The sequence below is a fragment of the Kitasatospora sp. NPDC091335 genome (assembly GCF_044757205.1).
In the GTDB taxonomy this organism is placed as follows: domain Bacteria; phylum Actinomycetota; class Actinomycetes; order Streptomycetales; family Streptomycetaceae; genus Kitasatospora.
Map to the genome: position 1 here is coordinate 44,759 of NZ_JBIVUM010000023.1, position 13,098 is coordinate 57,856.

General features: G+C 74.0%; 11 protein-coding genes. 10 read left to right on the top strand and 1 reads right to left on the bottom strand.

Going from position 1 to position 13,098, the window contains the following annotated elements; genetic code table 11:
- The first annotated feature begins 227 nt into the window (after window positions 1–227).
- The 10 genes from ACIQOW_RS34635 (at window position 228) to ACIQOW_RS34680 (ending at window position 12,046) form a co-directional block, all read left to right on the top strand.
- A complete protein-coding gene (locus ACIQOW_RS34635; protein ID WP_401091749.1) occupies window positions 228–434 on the top strand; it encodes a hypothetical protein in 207 nt (68 codons plus the stop codon).
- A gap of 650 nt (window positions 435–1,084) precedes the next feature.
- Window positions 1,085–2,041, top strand: coding sequence for a TauD/TfdA dioxygenase family protein (locus ACIQOW_RS34640; protein WP_401091751.1), 957 nt, complete (start codon window positions 1,085–1,087; stop codon window positions 2,039–2,041).
- A 39-nt stretch (window positions 2,042–2,080) separates the two neighbouring features.
- A complete protein-coding gene (locus tag ACIQOW_RS34645; protein WP_401091753.1) occupies window positions 2,081–3,310 on the top strand; it encodes an ROK family protein in 1,230 nt (409 codons plus the stop codon).
- A 42-nt stretch (window positions 3,311–3,352) separates the two neighbouring features.
- Entirely contained in the window at window positions 3,353–4,939 is a 1,587-nt protein-coding gene (locus ACIQOW_RS34650; RefSeq protein ID WP_401091755.1) for an ABC transporter substrate-binding protein, read from the top strand.
- A 20-nt stretch (window positions 4,940–4,959) separates the two neighbouring features.
- Window positions 4,960–5,904, top strand: coding sequence for an ABC transporter permease (locus tag ACIQOW_RS34655; RefSeq protein ID WP_401091757.1), 945 nt, complete (start codon window positions 4,960–4,962; stop codon window positions 5,902–5,904).
- Between the two features lie 4 nt (window positions 5,905–5,908).
- Entirely contained in the window at window positions 5,909–6,757 is an 849-nt protein-coding gene (locus ACIQOW_RS34660; protein ID WP_401091759.1) for an ABC transporter permease, read from the top strand.
- A complete protein-coding gene (locus ACIQOW_RS34665; protein ID WP_401091761.1) occupies window positions 6,754–8,364 on the top strand; it encodes an ABC transporter ATP-binding protein in 1,611 nt (536 codons plus the stop codon). The genes ACIQOW_RS34660 and ACIQOW_RS34665 overlap by 4 nt, the downstream gene beginning before the upstream one ends.
- Before the next feature lie 105 nt (window positions 8,365–8,469).
- Window positions 8,470–10,839, top strand: coding sequence for an arylsulfatase (locus ACIQOW_RS34670; RefSeq protein WP_401091763.1), 2,370 nt, complete (start codon window positions 8,470–8,472; stop codon window positions 10,837–10,839).
- Between the two features lie 108 nt (window positions 10,840–10,947).
- The gene (locus ACIQOW_RS34675; protein ID WP_401091765.1) at window positions 10,948–11,601 is read left to right on the top strand and encodes a 4'-phosphopantetheinyl transferase; all 654 of its coding nucleotides are present in this window, start codon (window positions 10,948–10,950) and stop codon (window positions 11,599–11,601) included.
- 61 nt (window positions 11,602–11,662) lie between these two features.
- A complete protein-coding gene (locus ACIQOW_RS34680; protein ID WP_401091767.1) occupies window positions 11,663–12,046 on the top strand; it encodes a barstar family protein in 384 nt (127 codons plus the stop codon).
- Between the two features lie 120 nt (window positions 12,047–12,166).
- Here the strand turns inward: ACIQOW_RS34680 and ACIQOW_RS34685 are convergent, their stop codons facing one another.
- Entirely contained in the window at window positions 12,167–13,078 is a 912-nt protein-coding gene (locus tag ACIQOW_RS34685; RefSeq protein ID WP_401091769.1) for a polysaccharide deacetylase family protein, read from the bottom strand.
- Window positions 13,079–13,098: the final 20 nt, after the last annotated feature.

Consider the following 13,098-nt stretch of genomic DNA (forward strand, 5'->3'; position numbering starts at 1 on the left):
ACAGGCTCAAGTCGCCACATCAGCACGTCAGTTCGCCGATCGAATGCCCACCCTTGTGAAGGGAACGTATGCGGCGGCCCGCATCGTGGTCCAGACCTCCACAATGTTGGCATGAACACAAAGCAAGGATCTTTACCAATGCGACCGAAGGGGCGATGATGCGTGACCACTCCGGCACGGAGGGTGTTGACAGGCCGTCACCCGAGCCACTCCGGAGGCCTCCTCAGATGCGCACCTCGTTCGTCGCCCTGCTCCTCGGCACCGTCCTGCTCTCGACCGCCGCGCCCGCCACCGCCGCGCCCGCCACCGCCGACGCGGCACCCCCCGTGGTGAACCAGGGCTACAGCATCCCGGTCGCCGGCGTCACCGACCTCGGCGCGCTGCCCGTCCTCGGCAGCCTCGGGCTCGACTTCGCCCGCCTGCTCGCGCAGTAGCACCCGCACCCGCACCCGCACCCGCACCCGCACCCGCACCCGCACCACGGTCACCGAACGTCACAACCGCGGCGGCAGTCGCACCGGAATCCGGGCAGGCCTCGGCCCCGGCGCGGGAATCGCCCGCGCCGGCCCGGATTACTTGCGCTCCGAAAATTAGTAACCCGGCGCCCCGGCCACAAGGCCGAACGCCCGCCCGCAGCGCGCCCGCCATCCCCCCGCCATCGGCCGCAACACGGCGCAAGGGGCCGCAAGCGGCCGAAACGAAGCGGCAACACCCGTTCCCACCAGCAGAGATGACGATTGACAGGGCCCGGTGCCGTTCAGCACGATGAGGCCAGAGCCCGCGCCCAGCGACCCGGAAGGAGGACCGATGCACACCGTCGTCCGCCCCGTCCCCTGTCGCCGCCCGCGCCGCTGTCGTCGCGGCGCGCTCGCCCGCTGACCGTCCGCCGAAGCGGACCGCCACACCCCCACGCCACACCCCACGCCGCGTCGCGGTGCCGTGGAGCCGTACGCCCACAGCTGCCCGGACGCCCCTCCGCGCCCCCTCCGGCTGTCACGCACCGTCACGTCACCAAGCCCCACCCCAGCCACCCCAGTCACCGCGCCCACCCCAGTCACCGCACCCACCCCGAAAGGGCCCCGCCATGACCACCGTCACCACCCCGACCACGCTCCGCCTCACCCCCGTCGCCGGCCGGATCGGCGCGATCGTGCACGACATACGCCTCGGCGGCGACCTCCCCGCCGAGACCGTCGCCGCCCTGGAGGCCGCCCTGTACGAGCACAAGGTGCTCTTCTTCCGCGGCCAGCAGCACCTGGACGACGCCGGGCAGGAGGCCTTCGCCCGGCTGCTCGGCCGGCCCGTCGGCCACCCCACCGTCCCCAGCGCGGACGGCCGCTACATCTTCGAGCTGGACGCCACCAAGGGCGTGCGCGCCAACAACTGGCACACCGACGTCACCTTCGTCCCGTCCTACCCCAAGGCCTCGATCCTGCGCTCCCTTGAGGTCCCGCCGGCCGGCGGCAGCACCGTCTGGGCCAACACCGCGGCCGCCTACCGGGACCTGCCCGCCCCGCTGAAGACGCTCGCCGAGAGCCTGCGCGCCGTCCACACCAACGACTACGACTACGCCGCCCGGCTCGCCCTGCGCCCCGAGCTGGCGGACAACGCCGAGGTCGCCAAGCTGTTCCGGGAGGTGTTCGTCTCCACCGCGTTCAAGACCGAGCACCCCGTGGTCCGGGTCCACCCGGTGACCGGCGAGAAGACCCTGCTGCTGGGCGCCTTCGCCCAGCGCATCCAGCTCCTCTCGGGCGACGACAGCAAGGCGCTGATCGACCTCTTCCAGCGCTACGTGGAGCGGCTGGAGAACACCGTCCGCTGGGACTGGCAGGTCGGCGACGTGGCGATCTGGGACAACCGCGCCACCCAGCACTACGCGGTCGCCGACTACGGCGACGAGCCGCGCCTGGTGCGCCGGATCACCCTGGACGGCGATCTGCCGGTCGGCGTGGACGGCACCCCGAGCCGGCTGCTGGAGCCCGCCGACCCGCCGCGGGTGCCCGGCCTGGTGCCCGCCGAGGAGCTCGAAGCGGCCAACTGACCCGGGGCCCGCGGACACACGACGGCAGGAACGACACCCGTGGCCACGTCCACCGCCCCGCGCTCCGGCGACGACCGCCGGGACGCCAACGCCGCCGCCGTCCTGCGCACGGTGCTCGACCACGGGCCGATCGCCCGCAGCCGGGTCGCCGCGCTCACCGGCCTCAGCGCCTCGGCCGTCTCCCGCCAGACGGTGGACCTGGTCCGGCTCGGACTCCTGCACGAGCGGCCGGAGTCGGCGGCCCCCGGCACCCGCGCGCCGGGCCGCCCCCAGCTCCCGCTCGACCTCGACCCGGACCGGCTCGCCGTGGCCGGGCTGCACATCGGCCTGCCGTTCACCACCGTCGCGCTGCTCGACCTGCGCGGCCGGGTCCTGGTGCGCCAGGAGGTCCCCAACCGCGGCCGGACCGGGCCCGGCCTGCTGAGGCCGCTGCTCGCCCGGCTGCCCCGGCTGCTCGACAGGCTGCGCGGTGACCGTACGGTGGTCGGGCTGGGCGCCGTCACCGGCGGCTCGGTCGATCCGCAGCGCGGCCTGATCATTCGTCACGATCCGCTGGAGTGGCGGGACTTGCCGATCCGCGCGCTGCTGGCTGATGCCACCGCACTGCCCGTCCAGGTGGACAACCACGCCCGGGCGCTCACCCTGGCCGAGATCCTGTTCGGCCACCCGGCGGCCCGCCGCAGCATGGTGCAGCTGTTCGTCGGCCACGTGGTGGACGCGGCGCTGGCGGTCGCGGGCACGGTCCACCTGGGCCCGCCCTCGGTCACCGGCGACCTCGGCCACCTCCCGGTCTCCGGTACGGTCACCGATCCGGACGCGGACAGCCGGGAGCGCTGCCACTGCGGCCGGCTGGGCTGTCTCTCGGTGGCCGCCTCGGACACCACCCTGTTCGCGGCGGCGGCCGCCGCGGGGATCACCGCGGGTCCAGACCGGGCCCAGCTGGTCGCCGCCGTCCGACGGGGCGACCCGGCGGCCGGGCGACTGGTCCGCAACCGGGCCCTGATCATCGGCCGGGCGCTCGCCCTGCTCGCCGACGTGGTCAACCCCGACCTGGTGGTGCTGACCGAGCACTTCACCGCCCTCGATCCGGCCCATCTCGACGTCGTCCGGGCCGAGTTCGCACTCCGCTCGCACCTGCACCGGGACGCCGGCCTGCTGATCACCCAGCGGCGCGGCCGGGACGTGCTGGCCGTGGCCGCCGGGGCGCCGGTGCTCGGCGAGCTGTACGCCCGGCCGGTGCACGCACTCGCCGCCGCGCCCCGCCCGTAGCCCCGCACCTCCTTGCAAGCCCCCCGTCCCCGAAGGACCTCCATGACCGCGCTCCCCCGTCCCCCCGCCCCGAGCCGCCGCGCCCTGCTGCGCGCGGGCCTCGCCGGTGCCGGCCTGCTGACGCTCGCGAGCTGCCGGTCCGCCGTCGAGCACGCCAGGAACGCCGCCAACGCCGTGGACGCCGGATCCCCGCGCCGGGGCGGTGTGCTGACCGTCTCTACCGCCATCGACGTCACCCCGAGCCTGCTGTTCGCCGTGAGCGCCAACACCCTGGTCCAGCGGCTCGCGTTCAACACCCTCACCAGGTACGACGACCGGCTCCAGCCGCAGCCCGAGCTGGCCACCGCCTGGGAGGTCGCCCCGGACGGCCTGAGCGTCACGCTCAGGCTGCGCGAGGACGTGCTGTTCCACAGCGGCCGCCGGTTCACCGCCGACGACGTGGTCTTCGCCGTCAGGAACCTCCAGAACCCCGCCCGCTCGGCCCAGTTGCGCTCCACCGCCGCCGCCGTCACCGACTTCCGCAGGAACGGCGACTTCGAGCTGACCCTGGTGCTCGCGCACCCGGTGAGCAACCTCTTCGACCTCTTCGAGTTCATGATCATCCCGGACGCGGCCACCATCGAGGACGCCGTCGCGGGCACCGGGCTGATCGGCACGGGGCCGTTCACCCTCACCGGGCGCAAGCCGGGCTCCTCGCTCACCTTCGCCCGCAACGAGCACTACTGGAACCCCGGCCGCCCCCACCTCGACGGCGTCGAGATCCGGATCATCCCGCAGGCCGAGTCGCTGCTGTCCTCGCTCAGGACCGGCCAGACCCACCTGTCCTACAACATCCGCGGCAAGGACGTCGCGGCCCTGCGCACCGACCCGCAGTTCCGGATCAGGCAGTACGACACCGGTGCCGGCGCCCACTACATCGGCGTCGACGTCACCGCCGAGCACGTCCGCGACAAGCGCGTCCGCCAGGCCATCGCCTGGGCCGTCGACCGCGACCGCCTCGTCCAGCAGGCCCTCGGCGGCTACGGCACCGTCTCCTCGGTGCCCTGGCCGAAGTCCTCCCCGGCCTACACCGAGGCCGGCGCCACCCACTACCGGCACGACCCGGAGCGGGCCCGGGCCCTGCTCAGGGAGGCCGGCGCGGAGCACATCACCCTGCCCTTCGGCCACTCCAACGAGGCCGGGCCGACCGCGATCGCGCAGATCCTCCAGTACGACCTCCAGCAGGTCGGCATCGACACGGTGCTCCAGCCGGCCGACTCGCCGACCATGCAGAAGCAGCTGATCTCCCAGTCCATGCCCGCCCTGTGGACGCTCAGCCACGGCTTCGCGCAACTCCAGCCCGCGACGCTCGCGGTGAGCGCCTACCCCTTCAACGAGGCCAAGAACAGCTCGCGCTTCGGCTCCCCCGACTACACCGACGTGGTGCGGCGGGCCTGGAACCGCAGCGACAGCGACAGCCCCGAGGCCAGGGCGCTCTACCGGCAGATCACCGACGTGCTGCTGGACGAGGAGTTCGTGATCGACCTCGCCATCGCCGGACTGGTCGAGGTCGCGGGCCACCGGGCCCGGGGCGTCACGCTCAACAAGTTCGGCTACCTCAACCTCGACGACGCCTACCTCACGGCCTGAGCAGGACGGCCCGGAACCCCATGCGCACCTTCCTCCTGAAACGCCTCCCCAGTGGACTGCTCGTCCTGGTCCTCGCCTCCTTCCTGGTCTTCCTCATCCTCCGGCTGATCCCCGGCGACCCGGCCACCACGCTCGCCGGACCGGACGCCACCCCCGCCACCGTCGAGGCCATCCGGAACCGACTCGGGCTCGACCAGCCGCTGTTCGGGCAGTACGCGAGCTGGCTCGGCCGGGTGCTGACCGGCGACCTCGGGCCGAGCTACGCGATCGGCGGCCAGGTCTCCGACCTGATCGGCAACGGCCTCGGCGCCACCGTCCAACTCACCCTCGGCGCCCTGCTGCTGGTGGTGCTGATCGGGCTGCCGCTGGCCGTGGCCGGCGCCACCACCAGGCGCCGCCCGGTCGCCGCCGCGGTCCAGGCCGTCACCACCGGGGTGCTGGCGATCCCGCCGTTCGTCACCGGCGTGTTGCTGGTCCTGCTGTTCGCCGTCTCCTTCGAACTGCTCCCGGCCGGCGGACACGAGTCCCTGCTTGCCGAACCGGACCTGGCCGTCCAGTACCTGGCGATGCCCGCCGTCTGCCTGGCCCTGCCCAGCGCCGCCGTGCTGGCCCGCTACCTCAGGGACGGCGTCGAACGCGCCCTCGCCGAGGACTACGTCCGCACCGCGACCGCCCTCGGCGTCTCCCGGCGGCGGATCGTCTGGCTGCACGCCCTGCCCAACGCACTGCCCTCCGCCGTCACCGTCCTCGGCCTCCAGATCGGCCACCTCATCGCCGGGGCCGTCCTGGTGGAACGGATCTTCGCCTGGCCCGGCCTCGGCCAGCTGATCGAGCAGGGCGTGGTGCGCCGGGACTACCCGGTGGTGCAGGACCTGCTGCTGCTCGTGGTCGCGGTCTACGTGGCCGTCCAACTGCTCACCGACCTGGCCTACACCTGGCTCGACCCCCGGATCCGCTGGGAGTGACCCGATGACCACCGCCACCCTTCCCCTCAAGTCCGCGGCACCGCGCGGGCGTTACCGCGCCGCCCTGCTCAGCCCGCGCGGCCTGGCCGGGCTCGCCCTGGTCGGTGTGGTCGCCCTGGCCGGGCTGTTCGCGCCGCTGCTCACCGGCACCGACCCGAACGCCCAGAGCGCCCTCGCCCTGGCCGGTCCCAGCGCCGGACACCCCTTCGGCACCGACGACCTGGGCCGCGACCTGTACAGCCGGGTGCTGCACGGCATCGGCACCGACCTCGCGCTGATCGTCACCGCCGTCCCGGCCGGCGCCCTGCTCGGCTGCTCCGCGGCCCTGCTCGCGGCCACCTCCCGGTGGACCGACCTCGCCGTGCAGCGGGCCTTCGACCTGCTGCTCGCCTTCCCCGGGCTGATCCTCGCCCTGGCCGTGACCGCCGTCCTCGGCCCAGGCCGCTGGCCGGTGGTGATCGTCATCGCGCTGGCCGAGATCCCGGGCTTCGGGCGGCAGTTGCGGGCCGGCATCCTGGTCCAGCGGGAGCGCGAGTACGCCCTGGCGGCCCGGGTCGGCGGCGCCTCCCGGGCCCGGGTGCTGCTGCGGCACGTGCTGCCCAACGCCGTCGACCCGCTGATCGTGCAGACCGCCGTGGCGCTCTCGCTCGGCGTGTTCATCGAGGGTGCGATGAGCTTCCTCGGCCTCGGGGTCCGCCCGCCGGAGCCCACCCTGGGCAGCATCCTCAGCCAGTCCGTCGCCTACCTGGCCACCCATCCGACCTTCGCGGCCGCCCCGCTGGCCGCCACCACCGCGCTGGTGCTCGGCTTCACGCTGATCGCCGAGGCCCTGAACCGGGGGATCCGCCGATGACCACCGTGCTCCGCGTCACCGACCTCACCGTACGGTTCGGCGACACCCGTACCCCGGGCGACGCCGCCGTCGACGGCGTCGGCTTCGACCTCGCCGCCGGCGACACCCTGGGCATCGTCGGCGAGTCCGGCTCCGGCAAGTCCACCACCGCGCTGGCCCTGCTGCGGATGCTGCCGCCCGGCGGCCGGATCACCGGCGGCTCGGTCGAACTCGCCGGGCAGGACCTCGCCGCCCTTCCCGAGGACGCGCTGCGCGCCCTGCGCGGCCGGCGGATCGCCATGGTCTTCCAGGACCCGATGTCCTCGCTCAACCCCGTGCTCACCGTCGGCCGCCAGCTGGACGAGGCGCTGCGCGCCCACGGCGACCGGGTACGGAAGGCCGAACGGCAGGCCAGGGCAGCCGAGTTGCTCGACCTGGTCGGCATCCCGGACGCCGCCGGACGGCTGCGCGACCACCCGCACCAGTTCTCCGGCGGCCAGCGCCAGCGCATCATGATCGCCCTCGCGCTGGCCCACGACGCCGAAGTGCTGGTCGCCGACGAGCCGACCACCGCCCTCGACCCGACCGTCCAGCAGCAGATCCTGAACCTGCTGGCCCGGATCAACCGGAAGACCGACACCGCGCTGGTGGTGATCAGCCACGACCTCGGGGTGATCGCCAGGACCTGCCGCCGGCTGCTGGTCATGCGGCACGGCCGGGTGGTCGAGCAGGGCACCACCGCCGAGGTGCTGTCCCGGCCACAACACCCGTACACCCGGGAGCTGCTGGCCGCCGTGCCGCGCCTGTCGGAGCCCTCCAGAGCCGCCGCCAACAGCACCCCAGGGGCCCGGCCGCTGCTCACCGTCCGCGGCCTGACCAAGACGTACGGTGCCCGGCGGCGCGCCGTCACCGCGCTGCACGGCGTCGACCTCGACCTGCATCCGGGCGAGACGCTGGGCCTGGTCGGCGAGTCCGGTTCCGGCAAGTCCACCCTGGCCAGGGCGCTGGTCCAGGCGCACGCGCCGTCCGGCGGCAGCATCCGCTTCGACGGCGAGGAACTCGGCCGCGGGGCACGCTCCGGCGGGCCGCACCGCGAGGTCCAACTGGTCTTCCAGGACCCGTACTCCTCGCTCAATCCCCGGATGACCGCCGGGCAGATCATCGCCGAACCGCTGATCGCCCACCGCCTCGGCGACCGGGAGCAGCGCGCCGCCCGGGTCGCCGAACTGCTGGAGCAGGTCGGCCTGGACCCGGCCACGGCCGACCGGCACCCGCGCGCCTTCTCCGGCGGACAGCGCCAACGCATCGGCATCGCACGGGCGTTGGCGCCCGAGCCGAGCGTGCTGATCTGCGACGAGCCGGTGTCCGCGCTGGACGTCTCGGTGCAGGCCCAGGTGATCGAGCTGATCGCCCGACTCCAGCGCGAACTCGGCCTGGCCGTCCTGTTCATCGCCCACGACCTGGCGGTGGTCCGCCGGGTCAGCCACCGGATCGCGGTGATGCACCGCGGCCGGATCGTCGAGACCGGCCCGGCCGACCGGGTCGTCACCGCGCCCGAACACCCGTACACCGCCGAACTGCTGGCCGCCGTGCCGGGCCTGGAGCCCGCTCCGGCCGCCGTCCGCTGACCCGCCGTCCGCACGAGTCCCCCGCCACCCGCCACCCGCCACCCGCCACCTGCCACCCGCCACCCGCCACCCGCCACCCGCCCGAGCCACCCACCGGAGCACCCGATGAGCACCGCACCCGAGCCGAACCTTCCCGCCCCGAACCGCCCAGAGCCCGATCCGCACCGCCGCGACCCGTACGCCGGCTTCCCCGGCACCGTCGGCCGCACCTTCGCCGAGTCCGTCCCCGCCTGGCCGCAGCGGGTTCGCCCGCGCGAGGGCGCGCCCAACGTCGTGGTCGTCCTGATCGACGACATGGGCTACAGCGACATCGGCCCGTTCGGCGCCGAGATCCCCACCCCCACCCTGGACCGCCTCGCCGCCACCGGCGTCCGGCTCGCCAACTACCACACCATGCCGCTCTGCTCCCCCGCCCGGGCGGCCCTGCTCACCGGCCTCAACCCGCACCGGGTCGGCTACTCCTTCGTCGCCAACGCCGACCCGGGCTTCCCCGGCTACGGCATGGAGGTCGCCGGCGACATCCCCACCCTGGCCGAACTGCTGCACGACGCCGGGTACGCCACCTACGCGGTCGGCAAGTGGCACCTCACCAGGGACTCCGCGTCCGGCGCCGCCGACGACCGTTCCAACTGGCCGCTCCAGAAGGGCTTCGACCAGTACTACGGCGTCCTGGAGGGCCTGACCAGCCTCTTCCACCCGCACCAACTCGTCCGCGACAACAGCCCGCTGGACATCGACGAGTTCCCCGACGGCTACTACTACACGGACGACATCACCGACCAGGCCGTCAGGATGGTCAAGTCGCTGCGCGCCCACGACGCCGACAAGCCCTTCTTCCTCTACCTCGCCCACAACGCCGTGCACGGCCCGCTCCAGGCCAAGCCCGAGGACCTGGCCCGCCACCGGGGCCGCTACGACGGCGGCTGGGACGAACTGCGCCGCGCCCGCTTCGCCCGCCAGCTGGCCGCCGGCCACTTCCCACCCGGCACCGAACTGCCCGAGCGCAACTCCGAGGCCGGGTACGAGGTCGACCCCTGGGACGAACTCACCGACGTGCAGAAGAAGTTGTACGCCCGGTACATGGAGGTGTACGCGGCGATGGTCGACAACGTCGACCAGAACCTCGGCCGGCTCACCGACACCCTCGCCGCCCTCGGCGAACTCGACAACACCGTCATCGTGTTCACCAGTGACAACGGCGGCACCGGCGAGGGCGGCGCCGGGGGCACCCGCAGCTACTTCAGCCGCTTCGTCCACCACCCGAACCTGCCGGCCGACTGGAACCCGGACGTCGAACGCGAGATCGACCTGATCGGCGGCCCGCGGAGCCTGGTCCACTACCCGCGCGGCTGGGGCATGGCCTCCAACACCCCGTTCCGCCTCTACAAGGGCCAGACCTACGCGGGCGGCGTCCGCGTCCCCTTCGTACTCTCCTGGCCGGCCGGCCTGCCGCGCGCCGAGGCCGACACCGGCGTCCGCCCCCAGTACCAGTACGTCACCGACATCCTGCCAACCCTGCTCGAACTCGTGGGCGTGGAACGGCCGTCGGAGCGCCGCGCCCAGCCCGTCCAGGAGCTGGACGGCGTCAGCTTCGCCTCCGTGCTCCGCGACGGAGCGGCGCCCGGCACCCACCACGAGCAGTACTGCGAGATGACCGGCAACCGCAGCTACTACCGCGACGGCTGGAAGCTGGTCACCCTGCACCGCCCCGGCACCCCGTACGACGACGGCGAGTGGGCGCTCTACGACCTGCGCACCGACCCCACCGAGATCCACGACCTCGCCGCCGAACACCCGGATATCGTCAAGGAGTTGTCCGCCGCCTGGGAGGCCGCCGCCTGGCGCGACGGGGTCTTCCCGCTGGCCGACGGCAGCGGCGCCCTCGCCCTGCGCGGCCCGGAGGCGGAGCGGCTGCGCCGCCCGGTCACCCTGCTGGCCGGCACCCCCGAGCTGGAACGCTACCGCTCCTCCCGGCTGGTCTCCTTCCGCTCCTTCACCGTGGAGGCCGCGCTCGACGGCTACCGGGCGGGCGACCAGGGCGTCCTGGTCTCGCACGGCGACCAGGGCGGCGGCTACAGCCTCTACGTCGAGGACGGCCGGCTGCGCCTCGCCTACAACCAGTACGGCGAACTGCTGGAGGCCGACGGCGGCCCGGTGCCGGACGGCGCCCGGCTGGTCACCCTGGAGGCCATCGCGGTCGCCGACCTCAGGTGGGAGTTCCGGCTGCTCGTGGACGGCGCCGAGGGCGGCCGGCTCGGCCCGGTCCACCAGCTGATCGGCATGGCGCCGTTCCAGGGCATCAGCGTCGGCGTCGACCGCAAGTCCCCGGTCTCCTGGCCGGTGCACGAGCGGCACCGCTCCTTCCGCTACACCGGCGGCCTGCGCTCCGTCACCTACCTGCCCGGCGAGCCCGCGCCGTACGACCCGGAGACCGTCGCCCGGGCGCTGCGCGAGGCGGCGGCGGCCTTCGAGTAGCCGTCCGTCCGGCGGCGGACCCCCGATCCACCCGCCAGGATCCGCCCACCCGGGTTACCCTCGTCCCGCGCGGCGACCCGCCCGCGCGGCCGACCCAGGGGGGAACGGATGATCAAGGACCTGCTGCCGGACGTCGTGGTGACCGAGGTGGCGTACGACGACCCGCCGGAGGCCCGGCTGGAGCCCGAGGAGGAGGAGGCCGTCGCCCGGGCCGTCGACAAGCGCCGCCGCGAGTACGCCACCGTCCGGCACTGCGCCCGGATCGCCCTCGGCCGGCTCGGCGTCCCGTACCGCCCGCTCGTCCCCGGCCTGCGCGGCGCGCCGAGCTGGCCGGACGGCGTGATCGGCAGCCTCACCCACTGCGACGGCTTCCGCGCGGCCGCCGTGGCCAGGGCCGGCACCCTCGCCTCCGTCGGCATCGACGCCGAGCCCGCGCTGCCGCTGCCCGAGGGCGTCCAGGAGGCGATCGCGCTGCCGGTCGAGCAGCAGCGCCTCGCCAAGCTCGCCGCCGAGCACCCGGACGTCCCGTGGGACCGCATCCTGTTCAGCGCCAAGGAGTCGGTGTACAAGGCCTGGTTCCCGCTGACCCGGCTCTTCCTGGACTTCAGCGAGGCCGAGCTGGACCTCTCCCCCGACGGCACCTTCACCGCCCGGCTGCTGGTCCCCGGACCGGTGGTCGGCGGCCGGCGGCTCGACGGCTTCGACGGCCGCTGGGCCGTGCGGGACGGCCTGCTCGCCACCGCGATCGCCGTCGCTCTCTGAGGCACCGCCCCCGGACACCTCCCGCCCAGGCCGTTCACCGCCGCCGCATATCCTCGTCCCCGTGACGGTGACCTATGTGATCGACGGCAACGAGATCAGGACCCTGGAGGACTTCTGGGACGTGGTCGGGCGGACCATCGGCGTGGACGGCTACTTCGGCCGCAACCTCGACGCCTTCGCCGACTGCCTGCGCGGCGGCTACGGCACGCCGGAGGACGGGGACTGGGTCATCCAGTGGCGCCACCACGAGGTCTCCCGCCGCAACCTCGGCTACCCGGAGACGGTCCGCCGGCTGGAGCTGCGGCTGGCCCACGCCCACCCCGCCAACCGCGGGCGCGTCACCGCCGAACTGAGCGCCGCCAGGGCGGGCCGGGGGCCGACGGTCTTCGACTGGCTGGTCCGGATCATCGAGGAGGAGCACCCGGGCGGCCTGCGGCTGGCCTGAGCCGCCCGGCCAACGTCACCCGGCTCACGGCGTGTCCGGGTCACGGCACACCCGGGTCACGGCACGTCCGGTTCACAGCCCGTCCGGTTCACAGCACGTCCGGTTCACAGCCCGTCCGGTTCACAGCACGTCCGAGAGCCGGACGAAGCGCCGCCCCGCCGCCAGCAGCCCCGGCACCGCCGCCGCCACACCGGGGGCGGTGCCACCGCCCGGGTGGTTCAGGTGGCCGATCACGATCGCGCCCGGCGGGGCCGAGCCGACCTCCTGCCGCACCTCGGCGGCCCGGAGCGTCGCGCCGCCGTCCCCGTTCACGCTGAAGCCGGCCACCTGCTGGCCCAGGTCGGCGACCACCCGGGTGGCGACGTCGTCGTAGTGCGCGGTGCCGGAACGGAAGAACCGGGGCGGGTGCCCGAGCAGCTCGGCGAGCTTGTGGGCGTTGCCCGCCACCTCGTCGTAGACCTCGCCGACGCCGTCGGTGCCCGCGATGCCGTAGGCGGAGCGGCCGGTGACCGAGAGCGGGCGGTGGGCGGTGCCGTGGTTGCCGATCTCGAACAGCGGGTCGGCGGCGAGCAGCTCGAACTCGTCCGGGTTGGCGTCGATCCAGCGGGCGTTCAGGAAGAGCGTGGCCGGCACCTCGTGCGCCCGCAGGAAGTCGATCAGACCGGCGTCGTAGCCGTTGCCGCCGGGACCGCCACAGGCGTCGAAGGTGAGCGCCGTGGCGCTCTCACCCTCCGGCAGCTCGGTGACCACCCCGGAGACCTCCAGCCCCCACTCGCTCGGGGCCAGCGTGCCGTACCGCTCCACCAGCTCGGACCGGGTCGGCTCGCGCGGCGGTTGCCGCGCGGGCTCCGGCGTGGTCTCCGGCGCGGACGCGGCGGCTTCCGCAGGCCCCGCGGACGGTACCGCCGAGGCCGCCGCGGCGGAGACCGACGGTGACGGCGAGGACGAGCCGACGCCCACCGCCCCGGCCCGGCACCCCGACAGCGCCCCTCCGGCCACCACCAGCAGCAGCGTCCGCCGACTCACCGACACGCTCGTCTCCCGTTCGCGCT